Origin of the sequence: Parvibaculum sp. (genome assembly GCF_049671045.1) — a bacterium.
Classification (GTDB): domain Bacteria; phylum Pseudomonadota; class Alphaproteobacteria; order Parvibaculales; family Parvibaculaceae; genus Parvibaculum.
This window is the reverse complement of record NZ_JBATUH010000118.1, coordinates 1-16,279: the sequence shown is the minus strand read 5'-3', so window position 1 is coordinate 16,279 and position 16,279 is coordinate 1. Positions and strand designations below refer to the sequence as shown.

Below are 16,279 nucleotides of genomic sequence, written 5' to 3'. Positions count from 1 at the left end.
GAAAGACCAGTTTGGTTCAGGAGAGTAAAATTTTCTTGAACCGGAAAAGGCGGCACCCGCGAGCGGGCGCCCGCCGGGTCAGTAGCCGCCCGCGCCTACCCCGTCGGGGCTTTTCGGCAGATAGGGATCGACATTGGGGCGCATCCTCTTTACGCGGACGCGGCAGGTCGCGGCCGTCTCGGCATTGAGGGCGTCTGTCGGCTGCCAGTATTTGGGCGTGAAGGCGTTGGCGCGATGGTCGGCGGCCGCGTTCTCCTGCGCGGTGAGCCTGCCGCTGAGCGTTTCGGCCACCGAGCGGTCGGGCTGCACGCCGAGCGAGAGCAGCGCGGGATTGCGAAGATAGAGCTTGTTCCAGGTCGCGGCCTCGACATTGTCCTGAGCCACGAGCTTGCCGTTCGCATAGACCTGGGCCAGGCGCTTCTGTGCGTCGGCGCCGCCCGCCTCGGCGGCGCGGCGCAGCCATGTCAGGCCGTCCTGCGTACGGCCCGTGCGCAGCAGGCACTGGCCGAGCGCGGTCTGGGCGCCTTCATAGCCATGTCCGCGATAGGAAAAGCAGGTGAGCACGTTGATCGTGTCCGCCTCGCAATTTCCGCTTTCGGCCTGCGCGACGGTTTCCGCATAGAGCGTGCCTGCGGGATCGAGTTCTCTTGCCGTCGGCACGAGATTGCCATTCGCGTCGCGCTTGCGGGCTTCTCCCCCGCCGCAGGCGCCGAGCACCAGCATGGCGAGACAGGCCGAAACGAGCGCCGCAAGTCTTGCCGGACGATGGCTGATCATTGACGAGATTCCCCCTCGGTGTGCGGACACGCCTTCCGTGCGCGTGCCGGTAGAACGGTGAAGACGGTCAATGTCCGTCGCTTGGCCCGGCGCGGCCACATGAGCCCTCGGGGCCGGGCCGCAACCGGATGGGGTGCATGGTGTTGCGGTTTCGGCCGGATCGCAAGCGATCTTGCCCCTGCCGGCGTCATTCTTGACGCAGCGGTATTCCCGGCATTTGCCCACATGCGGCGTTCCGTTTGACCCATATGCGCGCTTCTTCGATACTCCGCGCGATTTTTGGGGCCGGGAGCCTCTTTTTGGGGCGATAGTCGCCCATGGTAGAGTGTTGCCAGCGGAAATTCGGGAGAGAGTTAAGTCGATGGCCGGAAAGAAGACCATAAAGGAGTGGGAAGCCTCGGTCGAAAAGCAGCTCAAGGGCAAGGGTCTGTCCTCCCTTGTCTGGCACACGCCCGAAGGGATCGACGTGAAGCCGCTCTACACGGCCGAGGATCTCGAGCGGGTCGCGGCCGAGGGCTATGACGCAAACACGCTTCCCGGTTTCGCGCCCTTCACGCGAGGGCCGCAGGCGACCATGTATGCGGGCCGCCCCTGGACCATCCGACAATATGCGGGCTTCTCCACGGCCGAAGAGTCGAACGCCTTCTATCGCCGCAATCTCGCGGCCGGCCAGAAGGGGCTTTCCGTCGCCTTCGATCTTGCGACCCATCGCGGCTATGACAGCGATCATCCCCGCGTCGTCGGCGATGTCGGCAAGGCGGGCGTCGCGATCGACTCGGTCGAGGACATGAAGGTTCTCTTCGACCAGATCCCGCTCGACGAAATGTCGGTGTCGATGACGATGAACGGCGCGGTGATCCCGATCCTCGCCAATTACATCGTCGCGGCCGAGGAGCAGGGCGTCGCCCAGGACAAGCTCTCCGGCACGATCCAGAACGACATTCTCAAGGAGTTCATGGTCCGCAACACCTATATCTATCCGCCCGAGCCCTCGATGCGGATCATTGCGGACATCATCGGCTATTGCTCGAAGCACATGCCGAAGTTCAACACGATCTCGATTTCCGGCTATCACATGCAGGAAGCGGGCGCGACGCAGCTTCAGGAGCTTGCCTTCACGCTCGCCGACGGGCGCGAATATGTGCGCGCCGCACTCAAGGCCGGTCTCGATGTCGACGAGTTCGCGCCGCGCCTCTCCTTCTTCTTCGCCATCGGCATGAACTTCTTCATGGAAGTGGCGAAGCTGCGCGCCGCGCGGCTCCTCTGGTCGCGCATCATGTCGGAGTTCGGCGCGAAGGATCCGAAGTCGCTGATGCTGCGCACGCATTGCCAGACATCGGGCGTATCGCTCACGGAGCAGGACCCCTATAACAACGTCATCCGCACGACGATCGAGGCGCTCGCCGCCGTGCTTGGCGGCACCCAGTCGCTTCACACCAATGCGCTCGACGAGGCGATCGCGCTGCCGACCGACTTTTCGGCCCGCATCGCGCGCAACACGCAGCTCGTCATCCAGCACGAGACGGGCGTCACCAATGTCATCGATCCGCTCGGCGGCTCCTATTACATCGAGAGCCTGACGCATGCGCTGGCGAGCGAGGCGTGGAAGCTCATCGAGGAGGTCGAGGAGATGGGCGGCATGACGAAGGCGGTGGCCTCCGGCATGCCCAAGCTCAAGATCGAGGAAGCGGCGGCGCGCAAGCAGGCGCGCATCGACCGCGGCGAGGAAGTGATCGTCGGCGTCAACAAGTATCGTCCGCCCAAGGAAGACCCGATCGAGATTCTCGACATCGACAATGCCAAGGTGCGCGAGAGCCAGATCGCGCGGCTGAACCAGGTGCGCGGGACGCGCGACGAGACGCGTTGCAAGGCCGCGCTCGATGCGCTGACGGAAGGCGCGAAGGGCGAGGGCAATCTGCTTCAGCTCGCCGTCGAGGCGGCGCGCGCCCGGGCGACCGTCGGCGAAATCTCGGACGCGATGGAAAGGGTCTTCGGCCGCCATCGCGCCGAAATCCGGTCGATCTCCGGCGTTTACGGTCAGGCCTATGAAGGGGATGAGGGTTTCATGCATATCAAGCAGGAAATCGAGGACTTCGCCGAGGCGGAAGGCCGTCGCCCGCGCATGCTCGTCGTGAAGATGGGGCAGGACGGCCATGACCGCGGCGCCAAGGTGATCGCGACCGCTTTCGCCGATCTCGGCTTCGACGTCGATGTCGGTCCGCTCTTCCAGACGCCGGAAGAGGCGGCGCGCGACGCGATCGAGAATGACGTCCATGTGATCGGCATTTCGAGCCAGGCGGCGGGCCACAAGACGCTGGTGCCGGCGCTGGTCGAGGCGCTGAAGAAGGAAGGGGCCGGAGACATTCTGGTCGTCTGCGGCGGCGTCATTCCGCAGCAGGATTACGACTTCCTCAAGAAGGCCGGAGCCTCGGCGATTTTCGGTCCGGGTACGAATATTCCCGCGGCCGCGTCCGAAATTCTGGCGCTCATCCGGGAGAAGCGGCGCCAGGCGGCGTAATCCGCGCTGCCTGAAATCAGGCAGGGCACCGTCGTGCCTCGAAAACGTGCATCGGGTGCGGCAAAATTTCGCCGCTCCCGAGCGCGGGCTTGCACCTTTAATCCAAGTTATATAAACCCCGCGCCGAAAGCCGGCCGTTCGATGCCGGTGGGTTGACGGCGCGGGCGGCTCATCGGTCTCCGGGCGGCATTGGCGACCGGCAGCCGAAACAGGCGTATCCCGGAGAGATGGGCTCCGGGAGAGCGCGGCTGTCGCACAGACGAAAGAGAGAAAGCGAGATCTGATCGGCACCTTGGGTGGGGAGTGCCTCTGTGGACGCGCATTTGCGATGCGCGACGAGGCTATTTTGACGAAGGCTATCACTGCCCCAAACGCCAATTCGGCTTACTACAAGGATCTCGCCCGGCGCCTCGAGTCGCTGCTTGCCGAGATGGAGCATTCCTCGACATCTCCGGAGAGCGATCTCGTCCTGCGTCTGCGGCTGCTCCTCGACGAAGCGCGCGGCTATATCGCCGACTAGCGCCGCTATTGGCCGCCGTTTGCGCCCGGCGCGTTGGTGCTTTCGCTCAGATGCGTGAGTTCCATGACGGCGCCGCCGAGCGGCGTGCGTAGCTGCAGGCGGACGGGCAGGTAGACGCGCCCGCCGTCGAAAGGCGCGAACCAGACCTTGATGCTGTCGTTCCGGCTCAGCATTTCGGTGAATTTCCGTTTCTCGATCGGCGCCACGGGAACATAGCGGACATTGCAGACGATCACCTTGCGGGGCGAGGAGAGGCCGCGCGGCGTCATCTTCTTCTCGCTGTCATAGGTCAGCTTGAGATCGTAGCGGCGGCGCCCGTCGAAGACGGGGATGGTGCGGTCGCAAGGGCTCGCCTCGCCCGCGACCGGCACAAGCGCGGCGCTCACGGGGTCCTGCGTCCCGATCTGCTGATAGGGCGCCACATCGACGAGGTCGCCCGGCTCATAGGGCGGAACTGCCGTCATATGGGGCATGGCATCGCTGTCGTAATCGAGCGTGATCTTGCGCGCGCTGCTCTTTTCCCGTGAGTTCGAGACATAGCGGTCGGGCCTGACACGGCCGGATTCGAGCCGTCCTTCGCTCGAAAGCCTGAACTCGGCCTCGTAGAAGGCGCGCGGCAGACCTGCCGTCGTCAGTAGCGTGTTCAGGCGATACGTGTCGTCCGTGAAATCTGCCGTGAAATTGCCGACCGCGAACAGAAATCCGCCGAGATAGATCGTGAATTGGGCCTCGACCTTTTGCCGTGGCGCCTCCGGCAGGGGCGTGGGAGCCGTTGAGCCCGGCCGGGCGAGCGGAAGCGGCGGAAAGGCGGCCGCGCTGGCGCAATGGGCGGCAAGAAGCATGAGGGCGGCTCCGGCGAGCGCGGCGAGCCTCACATGATTTCGCAAATCCGGGTCCTCCGGGTGCCATCCATCGGGTCGCGAATCTCGCCTAGTATAGTCGCAAGGCTGCTTGCGTATCGTGCCGCCAGGGTCTTCCCAAGGGGGGGCCCGGCGGGTATGGAAGCCATTGAACCCCGCCGAATCTCCAGAAGGCCGGAAAGACGAAAGCCATGGACAAGAGAAGCGACAATCCGGCCACGCTCGCCGCGCGCATCAGGAAAGGCGAGCGGGTAGCTCTTGCACGGGGCATCACGCTCGTCGAATCCTCGCGCGCCGATCACCAGCAGGCCGCGCAGGCGCTGCTGACCGAACTCCTTCCCGATACCGGCCGGGCGATCAGGCTCGGCCTTTCCGGCCCGCCCGGCGCCGGCAAGTCGACCTTCACCGAAGCCTTCGGCACCTTCCTCACCGCGCGCGGCCTCAAGGTCGCGGTGCTCGCCATCGACCCGTCCTCGGCGCGCTCCGGCGGCTCGATCCTGGGCGACAAGACGCGCATGGAGATGCTGGCGCGCGATCCCAACGCCTTCATCAGGCCCTCGCCCGCGGGGCGGACGCTTGGCGGCGTCGCGCGGCGCACGCGCGAGGCCATGCTTCTCGTCGAGGCGGCCGGCTATGACGTGGTGCTGATCGAGACGGTCGGCGTCGGCCAGTCGGAAACATCGGTCGCCGATATGGTCGACATGTTCCTGCTGCTGCTTTCGCCGGGAGGGGGCGACGAGTTGCAGGGCATCAAGCGCGGCATCATGGAGCTTGCCGATCTCATCGTCGTCAACAAGGCCGATGGCGACCTCATTCCGGCGGCGAAGCGGACGGCGATGGAATATAAAACCGCCCTTCACCTGATGCGGCCCAAGAGCCCCTTCTGGAAGCCGGCGGTGAAACTCGCCTCGGCGCTCAGGCGCGAGGGGCTGGAGGCGATCTGGGAGGCGGTCGGCCAGCACCGCGAGGCCATGTCGGCGGGGGGCGAACTCGACCGGGTTCGGGCGGCGCAGGCCACATCCTGGATGTGGACGGAGGTGCGCGAGGGGCTTTTCGCGGCGCTGAAAGCGAACAGGGAAGCCGCAAGGCTCATACCGGCGCTGGAGGCGGATGTGGAATCGGGCCGCACGACGCCCACGGCGGCGGCCCGGCGGCTTCTGGCCGTGGTGCTGGGCGAGGCGCGGGACTGAGGCCTTTCCGGCGGCGGTTTTGCGCGGATTCTTGCCGTTTTCGCGCTGGCGGAAGGCGCGGGGCCTTGACGGGCGGGAGAGGGCCTTTTATACGTGCCCGCCTGTGACGGACGCGCCCTTGGTGGCTTGCGCCGTCAAAAACTTTCGAAACCTGAGGGAATCGGGTGCGGTCCGGAAAATATCGGGCCTCCTGTCCCCGAACTTGCAAGGAATGGTCCCATGTCGCGTCGTTGCGAACTCACCGGCAAGGCCGTGATGTCGGGCAATAATGTGAGCCACGCCAACCGCAAGACGCGGCGCCGGTTCCTGCCGAATCTCTGCAATGTCTCGCTCCTCAGCGACGCGCTTGGCCGCCAGTACAGCCTGCGCATCTCCGCCCATGCCCTGCGCTCGGTCGAGCACAATGGCGGGCTCGACGCTTTCCTCGTGAAGGCGCGCGATACCGACCTTTCGACCCGCGCCCAGAAGCTCAAGCGCGACATCGAGAAGGCGCGCGCGGCCGCGCAGGCCTGAACTGACGCGCCCGGACAGGGCTCCAAAACAGGTTAACGGGTGGCCTCGGCCGCCCGTTTTGCTTTTCAGATACATTTCCCGGCGGCTAGACTTCGTGCCGCAATTCGGGGGAATGCAATGCTGCTTGATAGCGGGGTTGAACGGCGCGCTCCGCCAAAGCGCGCAAGCCTCGTCGCGCGGGTGCTCGCGGCGATCGGGCACTCGATCGTGCCTGTGGCGGCGCTCATTGCCGTTCTGGCGCTTGCCTGGGCCTTTCGCGGCGATCCGGCGAGGGAGCTTCGCTTTCTCATCGCCTTCGATCCCTCTCTCGACCCTGCCCGGGGCGATTGGCTCAACCGGGGCGTGCTGCTTCTTCCGGCCGTCTTCTTCGTTCTCAACCTCACGAGCCGCCGCCACGGGCCCTCGATCGCGTTCGGCACGGCCGTCGCAAGCTGGGCGCTCATCGCCGGGGGCATCTTCTGGGCGCAATCCGAGGGCCTGATCGCCTCCTTCGTGGAGGAGGTCGCGCCCGTGCCTGTGGCCATCGCCTTCACGGGCTCGCTGCTTCTCGGCCAGATCGTCAATATCTATTTCTTCGACCGGCTGCGGGGCATTCCGTGGTGGGAGGCGCCCTTCGTCGCCGCGCTCATGGGCGGGCTCGTCTTCACGGCTTCCTTCCACACGGCGATGGGCGGCGAGTGGAACGAGGCGGCGCTGCCGAGGCTTGCCGTGCTCGGCGCTATTCAGCTTGTTTGGGCGCTGGGGCAGCTTGTGCCGACCCAGATGCTTCGCCGGTCGATTCGGCCGTGCCCTGGGTATGGTGGGGCATGACCGTTTCCGACTTGAGCCGGAACATGACGAGCAGTGTGCGCTGCAGCGGGTTCCGGTTGTCGTCCGACATCACATAGACCCAGACATTGCCCCGCTGGTCCTGACGGATCGACAGCCCTTCCATGTTGTCGACCGAACGCTCGCGTCCGGCCTCCAGCAGAACCTCGCCATCGACGATGGCATTGGGCTTGATGTCTTCCTTGCGAATCCGGCGGATCTGCATTCCCGCGCCGGCAAGGAGCGAAAACCGGCGCTCGAGCACCAGGAGGTCGCCATCGGGCAGGCGGGCGATGTCGGTCGGGTGGTAGGGATCGTGCAGGCGGAAGGACAGGCGCTTCACCGCGCGGCCCTCGGTGATGAAGGCGCGGACGTTGCCGCGCGGGTCGCGGGTGTTTTCGGTCACGAGGAGAAGGCGGGGCGGCTTGTTTGCTTCGGCCGGGCGCAGGATGGTCAGCGCCTCGATGCCGGCATTGGTGCTGAGCCGTCCGAATTGGCGCTGGGTCAGGATCTGTGCCGGGCGCGCGTCGAAGCCGTCCTTGTGAAGATCGTAGCGCCAAACGCGGTGGTGCCGCTCGAAGCTCACATAGGCGACGGATTTGAGCGGATTGGTGCCGTCCACGACGAGGCCTTCGGCGTCGGCGAGTTCCTTGCCCTCGATCGGCTTGCCGTCGCGACCGAGCATGGGCGCGATGCGCGCATCGCCCATGCCCGAGATCCGTCCCTTCTCGTCATAGAGAAGCTGCGCGGTCATCCATTTGCCGAGGTCGGAAATCGCCAGAAGCGTCGAGCCATCGGCGCTGATGGAAATGCCGGACCAGCCTCCGAAATCCTTGCTCGGTGATTTGATCTCGATCCCGCCGGCCCATTCGAGCTTTCCGGCATCGAAGTCGCTGCGGTCCTTCGGGTTCCACTGCACGGCTTGCGTCGAAAGCTCGATCCTGTCGCCTTCGGCGTCGGCTGCGTGGGGGAGGCCGGGAGAAGCGAGGAGAACGAAGGCGGCGAGCAGAGAGGCGGTCGTATGCCGCGCGAAGGCTCCAACCGGCAGGGAACGCCTGGACCAGCCCATCAATCTGTACTTTCTCTCAACCGGTCATGACCGGGCGGCGCATGACCTATCCGAACGTGCGGGCATCATATCGGGGCGGCGGCGATGCACAAGCGCCTGCCCCGTGCGACAAAGAAAAGCGCGAACAATATCTGTGGCGAAGCGCCGCGTGGCGGCTCAACGCATGGAACGGGCTGCGAGCTTCGATGCGCCGGCGCGCATGCGCGAGGCAGGGCCCGCGCGGCCTTGTCCGCTTTCTTCCTCGAACAGTTCGGCGAGTTTTTCGGTCATGGCGCCGCCGAGCTGTTCCGCATCGACGATGGTGACGGCGCGCTTGTAGTAGCGCGTCACGTCATGGCCGATACCGATGGCGATGAGTTCGACGGGCGAGCGGGTTTCGATCTGCTCGATCACGCTGCGTAGATGCCGCTCGAGATAATTTCCGGCGTTGACGGAGAGCGTCGAGTCGTCGACCGGCGCGCCGTCCGAAATGACCATGAGGATGCGGCGCTGCTCGGGACGCGCGAGAAGCCGGTTGTAGGCCCAGATCAGCGCCTCGCCATCGATGTTCTCCTTGAGGAGGCCCTCGCGCATCATCAGGCCGAGATTGCGGCGCGCGCGCCGCCAGGGGCTGTCCGCCGACTTGTAGATGATGTGGCGCAGGTCGTTGAGGCGGCCCGGCATGGCGGGCTTGCCCTCGGCGAGCCAGCGCTCGCGCGACTGTCCGCCCTTCCAGGCGCGGGTAGTGAAGCCGAGGATCTCGACCTTGACGCCGCAGCGCTCGAGCGTGCGGGCGAGAATGTCGGCGCACATCGCCGCGACCGTGATCGGCCGCCCGCGCATCGAACCCGAATTGTCGAGAAGCAGCGTCACCACCGTGTCGCGGAAATTCATGTCGTGCTCGACCTTGAAGGAGAGCGCGTGCAAGGGGTCTATGACGACGCGGGTGAGCCGCGATGCGTCGAGCAGGCCCTCTTCGAGATCGAATTCCCAGGTGCGGTTCTGCTTGGCGAGCAGGCGCCGCTGCAGGCGGTTGGCAAGGCGCGAGACGACGCCCTGCATCTGCTGGAGCTGCTGGTCGAGATACTGGCGAAGCCGCGACAGTTCCTCGATGTCGCAAAGGTCCTCGGCCGCGATGACCTCGTCATATTGCGAGGTATAGACCTTGTAGCTCGGCTCGCGTCCGCGCTCGTCGCCCTGTCCGTTGGGGCGCCAGGGCTGATGGCCCTCGCTCGTCTCGTCGGTATCGCCATCGGCGGGCATCTCGTCGCTTTCGACCTCGACGGTCTGCTCCTCGCCTTCCTCGCCTTCGCCTTCGGAATATTCGACCTTGTCGGCGGAGGCGCCTTCGGGCTGCTCGGCCTCGCCCGACTGGCTCTGCTCGGAGGACTGCTCGGAATCGCCTTCCTGCTGGTCGCTGTCCTCGGAGGACTGGTCCTGCGCCTGGCCAAGCTCGTCGCCCATGTCGAGATCGACGAGGATGTCGCGGGTCGCGCGGGCAAAGGCGGTCTGGTCCTCCATGAGCGCTTGAAGGCGCCCGAGGTCCTTGCCTGCCTTCTCCTCGATCCAGGGCCGCCAGAGATCGACGAGGGTTCTGGCTGAGGGAGGCGGCGCTTCGCCGGTGAGCTGCTCGCGCACAATCATGGCGACGGCCTCGGCGAGGGGAGCCTCTTCGCGCGTCTTGATGCGGTTATATCCGCGCGCCTGACAGCGCTGCTCGAGGGCGGCGGCGAGGTTCTGCGCCATGCCGGCCATGCGGTTCGCGCCGATCGACTCGCAGCGTGCCTGCTCGACGGCATCGAAGACGGCGAGCGCATTGCCGCCTTCGGGCTGAAGGCGGGCGTTGACCTTCTCGTCGTGATGGGCGAGGCGGAGCGCATAGGCGTCCGAAACGCCACGCACCTGCGCCACTTCCTCGGGCGGAAGCGTGCGGCTCGGCAGCGGCAGGCGCGCGCGAAGGCCGCGCAGACCCGGTGGCTCGGTGCCGAAGGTCACGCTCAGCTCGGGATTTTCCGCAATCGTGCGCATGGCAGTCGTCAGCGCACGCTTGAACGGTTCGACGGGCCCTTCCCTGGATGTCATGTGACCGGGCGCCGAAGCGCTCCCTTTCTCAATCTCACGCAACCATGACGTTGGCGGCCGAATCCGGCAGGTCTTCACCGAAGCAGCGCTGGTAGAACTCGGCAACGGTGGCCCGCTCGAGTTCGTCGCACTTGTTGAGGAAGGTCACGCGGAAGGCAAAGCCAAGATCGCCGCCGAAGATCTGCGCGTTCTCGGCCCAGGTGAGCACGGTGCGCGGGCTCATCACGGTCGAGATGTCGCCATTGATGAAGGCGGAGCGGGTGAGGTCGGCGACGCGCACCATGGCGGAGATCTTCTTGCGGCCTTCTTCGGTCTGATAGGCCTTGATCTTGGCGAGCATGATGTTCACTTCGGCGTCGTGCGACAGGTAGTTGAGCGTCGTCACGATGTTCCAGCGGTCCATCTGGCCCTGGTTGATCTGCTGCGTGCCGTGATAGAGGCCCGACGTGTCGCCGAGGCCGACCGTGTTCGCCGTGGCGAAGAGGCGGAAGGCCGAATGCGGGCGGATGACGCGGTTCTGATCGAGGAGCGTCAGCTTGCCGGAGACTTCGAGCACGCGCTGGATCACGAACATCACGTCCGGGCGGCCGGCGTCATATTCGTCGAAGACGAGCGCGACGGGGTGCTGCAGCGCCCAGGGCAGGATGCCCTCGCGGAACTCCGTCACCTGCTTGCCGTCGCGAAGGACGATCGCGTCCTTGCCGACGAGGTCGATGCGGCTGATATGGCTGTCGAGATTGATGCGGATGCACGGCCAGTTGAGGCGCGCGGCCACCTGCTCGATATGCGTCGATTTGCCGGTGCCGTGATAGCCCTGCACCATGACGCGGCGGTTGTAGGCGAAGCCGGCGAGAATGGCGAGCGTGGTGTCGCGGTCGAAGAGATAGTCCGGGTCGAAATCCGGCACATACTCGTTCGGCTGCGAAAATGCAGGAACCTGCATGTCCACATTGATATTGAACACCTCGCGAACCGAGACGGTCGTGTCCGGGAGGTTCTCAGACATGCTGCCTGTCACTTCTAAGCTCATCGTACCCTGCTTCCCACGTCGTGCCGTTTTTCTCGTTCTTGTCGGTCGGAAACCGCGTGCGGGATCCGATTCATGCTGCGGCCCGCGCCTCAAGCCAAGGCGCGCCGTCCCAGCCCTGCCTGCCACAGTTTAGCAGAAGCCGCTCTTTCGGAGGTAATCGTAGGCCTGGATTACCTTGCGCAGACGCTCTTCGGCCGATCTGTCGCCGCCATTGGCGTCCGGATGGTGCTTTTTCACAAGTTCCTTATACCGGGACTTGATCTCATTCAAGGTAGCCGTCTCGTCAAGCCCCAGTGTTTGCAAAGCCTGTCGCTCCAGCGTGCGCGGCTTGCGGCGGCTCGGCTGCGGCGGCTCTTCCGGCCTTGCCCCTGCGGCATCCTCGAAGAAGCCGAAAGCGTCATGGAAGGGGCGGCCCCGGCCCATGCGCCCGGCGCCTTGCCGCCGGCCGGCGCCATAACCGGGAGCGGCGTTGACGCCGAGCCCCCAGGTCGGCCGGTGGCCGGTGATCGCGTCGCGCTGGAAGGCGGCGATCTCGGCGTCGGTCATGTCCTGGAAAAAGTCGTAATTCTGGTTGAATTCGCGTATGTGCTCGCTGCAAAGCCAGCGATAGGGCTTGTCTTCCGAAACATTGGGCTGGCGCGCGGTCGCCTTGGGCGCGCGATGAAGGCCCGCGGCGCGGCAGCCCTCCCATTCGCAGCGCTGCGGCGCCGGCTCGCCGAATTTCTGGCGCGCGGAAGCGGCACCTTCCAGCCCCCGTTCCTTGCGGGGGGCGATGCGGATGGAATCGAAATATTTCGAGTTCAGGTTCACGATACAAATTATGGGTTGGCGGGCCCCGCAAAACAAGGAAGCATGGCGCGGCTTGCAGCAAGATTAATGAGGTGGCGTGTGTCGGTCGCGGAAATCATCAGGAAAAAACTCGAGGCCGCGCTCTCGCCCTCGCTGCTCGAGATCGTGGACGAATCCGACCGGCACAAGGGCCATGCGGGCCATCGCCCGGGCGTCGAGACACATTTCAGGATCACCGTCATATCGGCTGCTTTCGCCGGAAAGCCGCGTGTCGCGCGGCAGAGAATGGTGACGGCCGCGCTTGCCGAGGAGATGGGCAATCCCGTTCACGCGCTCTCCATGCGGACGCTGACGCCCGAGGAAGCGGCGGCCGAAACGGCCTAATCGGCGGCGCCGGACTTCGCGCGCACCGGGGTCACGCGGAGCACGGCGAGCTGGTTGCGCTGGCGGCGCAGGATCTCGAACTTGAACCCGTGAAAAGTGAAGGCCTGTCCGACTTCCGGGATCGCGCGCGCCTCATGGATGACGAGGCCGGCAATGGTCGTCGCCTCCTCGTCGGGCAGGTGCCAGTCGAGCTTGCGGTTGAGGTCGCGGATCGGCACGGCGCCCGAGACGATAACGGAGCCATCCGGCTGAAGGCGCACGCGCGAGCGCTCGATGTCGTGCTCGTCGGAGATGTCGCCGACGATTTCCTCCAGAATGTCCTCGAGCGTGATGAGGCCCATCAGCGCGCCATATTCGTCGACGACGAGGGCGAAATGCGTCTTGCGCCGCAAAAAGGCGTTGAGCTGGTTCTGAAGCGGCGTCGTATCCGGCACGAACCAGGGCTTGATGGTGATGGCGGCGATGTCGACCGCGCCGGGCTTCCAGCCGGCGCTCGAAAGCGCGCGCAGCAGGTCCTTCGCATGGAGGACACCGACAATGTTCTCCGGCTCGTCGCGCCACAGCGGAATGCGCGTATGGGGCGCGGCGAGAACCTGCGAGACGATCTCCTCGTTCGAGGCCGAGGCGTCGATCATGTTGATGTTCTTGCGGTGAACCATGATGTCGCCGACGGTGAGATCGCTGAGATCGAGAATAGCGCCCAGCATGTCGCGGTCGCTCTTGACCACTCCGCCCTCGCGGAGATGGAGATTGATCGCGCCGCGCAGTTCGTCATGCGGCGAGAGTACATTGGCCGTCTCGCTGACATCGACGCCGAAAATTCCGAGCGTGCCGCGAACGATGAAGCGCACGGCGACAGTGAGCGGCGCGAACACAAGAAGCACCATGCGCACGATCGGCGCGACGAAGAGCGCGAAGCGGTCCGTATTGGTGATGGCGATGGTCTTCGGCATCACCTCGGAAAAGATGACGACGAGCGCCGTCATGACGAGCGTTGCGTAGAGAACGCCCGCATCGCCGAAGATCGCCAGCAGAAGGCCGGTCGCGAGCGCCGATGAGAGGATGTTGACGAGATTGTTGCCGAGGAGAAGCGCGCCGATCAGGCGCTCGAGATCGTCGGTGAGGCGGAGGACGAGCTGAGCGCGCCAGTTCTTTTCCTCGGCAAGCCGCGTCATGCGGGCGCGCGAGGCGGCGGTGAGCGCCGTCTCCGAACCCGAGAAGAATGCCGACAGGCCGAGCAGGACGGCGATTGCCGCAATCGTCAGGCCGATGCCGAGCGAGGTCATCAGGCTGCCTCTCTCTCCCGCAGGAGCGTACGAAGGGCTGCGGGATCGACATCGCGGGTGATGAACGCCTCGCCTATGCCGCGGGCGAGAATGAAGGTGAGCTTGCCGTCGACAACCTTCTTGTCCTGCCCCATGAGCGAGATGAGTTCATCTGCATCGGGCAGCGCGCCCGGCACATCGGCAAGGCTCTTCGGCAGGCCCGCCTTTTCGAGATGGCGGCGGACGCGGATCACATCCTGGCCGCTGCAGAGGCCGAGCCGCGCGGAGAGATCGAAGGCGAGCGCCATGCCCACGGCGACGCCCTCGCCATGGACGAGGCGGTCGGAAAAGCCCGTCGCCGCTTCGAGCGCATGGCCGAAGGTGTGGCCGAGATTGAGGAGCGCGCGGACATTGCTCTCGCGCTCATCCGCCGCGACGATGGCGGCCTTGGCCTCGCAGCTTTTCACGATCGCATGGGTGCGCGCGGCGACATCGCCGGCCTTGATGCGTTCGACATTGGCTTCGAGCCAGTCGAAGAAGGGCCGGTCGTTGATGAGGCCGTATTTGACCACTTCGGCATAGCCGGCCAGCAGCTCGCGCATCGGCAGCGTTTCGAGCGCGCTCGTATCCGCGAGCACGACGCGCGGCTGGTAGAAGGCGCCGACGAGGTTCTTGCCCTGCGGCGTGTTGATGCCGGTCTTTCCGCCGACGGAGCTGTCCACCTGCGAAAGAAGCGTCGTCGGGATCTGCGCGAAATCGACACCGCGCCGGGTGATCGAGGCGGCGAAGCCCGTGAGATCGCCGATGACGCCGCCGCCAAGCGCGATGACGAGATCGCCGCGCTCGACGCCCTTTTCGAGCAGCCATTCGGTCAGATGCTGCAACTGGGCGAAGCATTTCGTGCCTTCGCCGGGCGGCAGCACGATCGCGTCATGGGCGATGCCCGCCGTATCGAGGCCTCGCACGAGCGCGGGGAGATGAAAGCGGGCGACCGTCTCGTCGGTCACGATGGCGACGCGAGCGCGCCGGAGCAGCGGCTTCAGGAACTCGCCCGCGCGCGCGATCAGCTTCGGGCCGACATGGATGTCATAGGCCCGCTCGCCGAGTGCGACGCGGACGGTCTTCACATCGTGGGCGCTTGCTTGTGTTGCGCTCATTTGACGGCCTCTTTTGCCCTTCCATTGTAGTTTTCGAGCTCCGCGATGACGTCGTCCACGACCGTCTCGAGCGGCCCTTCGCGGCTTTCGACCGTGATGTCGGCCTCGGCATAGACGGGATAGCGCTGGGCCATGAGTTTTTCCATCATCGCCTGCGGATCGCCCTGCTTGAGGAGCGGCCGGTTCGAGCGGCGGCCCACGCGGCGCATCAGCACGTCGAGATCGGCCTTGAGCCAGATGGAAATGCCGCGCGCGGCAATATTCGCGCGCGTCGTCGCGTCCATGAAGGCGCCGCCTCCCGTTGCGAGCACCTGGGGGCCCTGTTCGAGCAGGCGGGCGATGACACGCCGCTCGCCGTCGCGGAACACCGCCTCTCCATGGCGCTCGAAGATTTCCGGAATGGTCTCTCCGGCCGCGCGCTCGATCTCGGTATCAGCATCGACGAAGGGCAGGGCAAGCCGCTGGGCAAGCCGCCTTCCAACCGTGGTCTTGCCCGCTCCCATGAGACCGACAAGGACGATGGACCTGTCGCCGGGCCGCGCAGCCTCCGCGACCTCCGCCGCAGCGGACGAAGGATCGGAAAAGGGCGCGCTTCCTCTTGTCTCGGTCGTCATTTTTCCTTCAATCTATCCATAATACATGTGGGGGCGGGTCTTGCGGCCTGATGGGGCGGAAAGTGCCTCGTTCGTTCCCGGTCCAATCTAGCCGATCGCCCGCCCGCCTGCAGCCTGATGGCCGGCGCGGACGCCCATAGCCGGATGGACCGGACCCGGTCAGGCCAGATATAGCATCCGGTCGGAATCCGCGCCCAAATTTCGCCGCAAGACGGGCATAAAGGGGAAACTCAACGTCCGACCGGCGAAATGGTGGGGCTTTAGCCAGAGGACAATAAATGAGCAGTGCCATGCGTTTGCTTGCCGTATTCGCGGTTTTCGCGGTCATCATCCTGGGCGGCGTCATCTATCTCGGCCAATCGGCGGAGCCATCTGTCCAGAATGTGGAGAAGGTGCTGCCCGATGGCCAGTTTCCGCGTTAAGTCTTCCGGCGTGAGCCGCGGGCGGGCCGGGCTCGGCGCCCGGTTTTTCGCCGCGATGCTCCTTGCCTCGCTTCCGCTCGGGGCGGGGGCGGAGACGCTCGGCACCATACCGCAATCGCAGCTTCCCGCGCCCGCCGAGGAGACAGAGCCTGCCGACAGCGCGCCTCGCAGCATCGTGCCGCCGGGCTTCGGCGCGACCGCGCCGGAAAGCATATCGCCCGTCGAGCCCGCCGCCGCTTTTCCCGGCGCTCCCGTGGCGACCGGCGAGGCTTCCACGCGCACCTTGCAGGCGCTGCCGGGCCG

At 65.4% G+C, this 16,279-nt stretch carries 17 protein-coding genes; 8 read left to right on the top strand and 9 right to left on the bottom strand.

Translation table 11 applies throughout. The annotated features are described in order from the left end of the window. Positions 1–78: 78 nt before the first annotated feature. A complete protein-coding gene (locus WBG82_RS14170) occupies positions 79–777 on the bottom strand; it encodes a hypothetical protein (RefSeq protein ID WP_424425285.1) in 699 nt (232 codons plus the stop codon). Positions 778–1,138: 361 nt separating this feature from the next. Between WBG82_RS14170 and scpA the strand changes: the two genes are divergently transcribed. Both scpA and WBG82_RS14160 read left to right on the top strand, forming a co-directional pair. Further along, positions 1,139–3,295 carry a methylmalonyl-CoA mutase gene (gene scpA, locus WBG82_RS14165; protein WP_424425283.1) on the top strand — a complete coding sequence of 719 codons (2,157 nt, stop codon included), beginning with the start codon at positions 1,139–1,141 and terminating at the stop codon, positions 3,293–3,295. A 346-nt stretch (positions 3,296–3,641) separates the two neighbouring features. Further along, positions 3,642–3,815, top strand: coding sequence for a hypothetical protein (locus tag WBG82_RS14160; RefSeq protein ID WP_424425281.1), 174 nt, complete (start codon positions 3,642–3,644; stop codon positions 3,813–3,815). A gap of 5 nt (positions 3,816–3,820) precedes the next feature. Here the strand turns inward: WBG82_RS14160 and WBG82_RS14155 are convergent, their stop codons facing one another. Next, on the bottom strand, positions 3,821–4,702 hold the full coding sequence (locus WBG82_RS14155) for a DUF3108 domain-containing protein (RefSeq protein WP_424425279.1): 882 nt from the start codon (positions 4,700–4,702) through the stop codon (positions 3,821–3,823). Positions 4,703–4,866: 164 nt separating this feature from the next. Here WBG82_RS14155 and meaB point away from each other — a divergent pair, with 164 nt between their 5' ends. From meaB to WBG82_RS14140, 3 genes are all read left to right on the top strand, one after another. After that, positions 4,867–5,865, top strand: coding sequence for a methylmalonyl Co-A mutase-associated GTPase MeaB (gene meaB / locus WBG82_RS14150; RefSeq protein ID WP_424425277.1), 999 nt, complete (start codon positions 4,867–4,869; stop codon positions 5,863–5,865). A 219-nt stretch (positions 5,866–6,084) separates the two neighbouring features. Then, positions 6,085–6,378 carry a 50S ribosomal protein L28 gene (gene rpmB, locus WBG82_RS14145; protein WP_424425275.1) on the top strand — a complete coding sequence of 98 codons (294 nt, stop codon included), beginning with the start codon at positions 6,085–6,087 and terminating at the stop codon, positions 6,376–6,378. 117 nt (positions 6,379–6,495) lie between these two features. After that, positions 6,496–7,188: a hypothetical protein gene (locus WBG82_RS14140; RefSeq protein ID WP_424425273.1), complete on the top strand. Its 693-nt coding sequence runs from the start codon at positions 6,496–6,498 to the stop codon at positions 7,186–7,188. On the opposite strand, the gene WBG82_RS14135 is transcribed toward WBG82_RS14140, so the two are convergent. From WBG82_RS14135 to WBG82_RS14120, 4 genes are all read right to left on the bottom strand, one after another. Then, the gene (locus WBG82_RS14135; protein WP_424425271.1) at positions 7,097–8,254 is read right to left on the bottom strand and encodes an esterase-like activity of phytase family protein; all 1,158 of its coding nucleotides are present in this window, start codon (positions 8,252–8,254) and stop codon (positions 7,097–7,099) included. The genes WBG82_RS14140 and WBG82_RS14135 overlap by 92 nt on opposite strands. A gap of 156 nt (positions 8,255–8,410) precedes the next feature. Beyond that, positions 8,411–10,315, bottom strand: coding sequence for a cobaltochelatase subunit CobT (cobT, locus tag WBG82_RS14130; RefSeq protein ID WP_424425269.1), 1,905 nt, complete (start codon positions 10,313–10,315; stop codon positions 8,411–8,413). 34 nt (positions 10,316–10,349) lie between these two features. Next, entirely contained in the window at positions 10,350–11,321 is a 972-nt protein-coding gene (gene cobS / locus WBG82_RS14125) for a cobaltochelatase subunit CobS (RefSeq protein ID WP_324301524.1), read from the bottom strand. A gap of 153 nt (positions 11,322–11,474) precedes the next feature. Continuing rightward, the gene (locus WBG82_RS14120; protein ID WP_424425267.1) at positions 11,475–12,155 is read right to left on the bottom strand and encodes a DnaJ domain-containing protein; all 681 of its coding nucleotides are present in this window, start codon (positions 12,153–12,155) and stop codon (positions 11,475–11,477) included. Between the two features lie 78 nt (positions 12,156–12,233). On the opposite strand from WBG82_RS14120, the gene WBG82_RS14115 reads away from it, so the two are divergent. Beyond that, on the top strand, positions 12,234–12,518 hold the full coding sequence (locus tag WBG82_RS14115; protein ID WP_424425265.1) for a BolA family protein: 285 nt from the start codon (positions 12,234–12,236) through the stop codon (positions 12,516–12,518). On the opposite strand, the gene WBG82_RS14110 is transcribed toward WBG82_RS14115, so the two are convergent. The 3 genes from WBG82_RS14110 to WBG82_RS14100 are packed head-to-tail and all read right to left on the bottom strand — an operon-like array spanning position 12,515 to position 15,554. After that, positions 12,515–13,804 (bottom strand): HlyC/CorC family transporter, encoded by a 1,290-nt coding sequence (locus WBG82_RS14110; RefSeq protein ID WP_424425263.1) that lies wholly within the window; start codon positions 13,802–13,804, stop codon positions 12,515–12,517. The two genes, WBG82_RS14115 and WBG82_RS14110, sit on opposite strands and share 4 nt — an antisense overlap. Next, positions 13,804–14,940, bottom strand: a complete 1,137-nt coding sequence (aroB, locus tag WBG82_RS14105) for a 3-dehydroquinate synthase (RefSeq protein ID WP_424425261.1) — start codon at positions 14,938–14,940, stop codon at positions 13,804–13,806. Before aroB ends, WBG82_RS14110 begins: the two co-directional genes overlap by 1 nt. Beyond that, positions 14,937–15,554 carry a shikimate kinase gene (locus WBG82_RS14100; protein WP_424425259.1) on the bottom strand — a complete coding sequence of 206 codons (618 nt, stop codon included), beginning with the start codon at positions 15,552–15,554 and terminating at the stop codon, positions 14,937–14,939. Before WBG82_RS14100 ends, aroB begins: the two co-directional genes overlap by 4 nt. Before the next feature lie 278 nt (positions 15,555–15,832). Here WBG82_RS14100 and WBG82_RS14095 point away from each other — a divergent pair, with 278 nt between their 5' ends. Then, positions 15,833–15,976, top strand: coding sequence for a hypothetical protein (locus tag WBG82_RS14095; protein ID WP_424425257.1), 144 nt, complete (start codon positions 15,833–15,835; stop codon positions 15,974–15,976). After that, the coding region (locus tag WBG82_RS14090; RefSeq protein WP_424425255.1) for a hypothetical protein at positions 15,957–16,279 on the top strand (323 nt) is incomplete at its 3' end. The genes WBG82_RS14095 and WBG82_RS14090, both read left to right, overlap by 20 nt.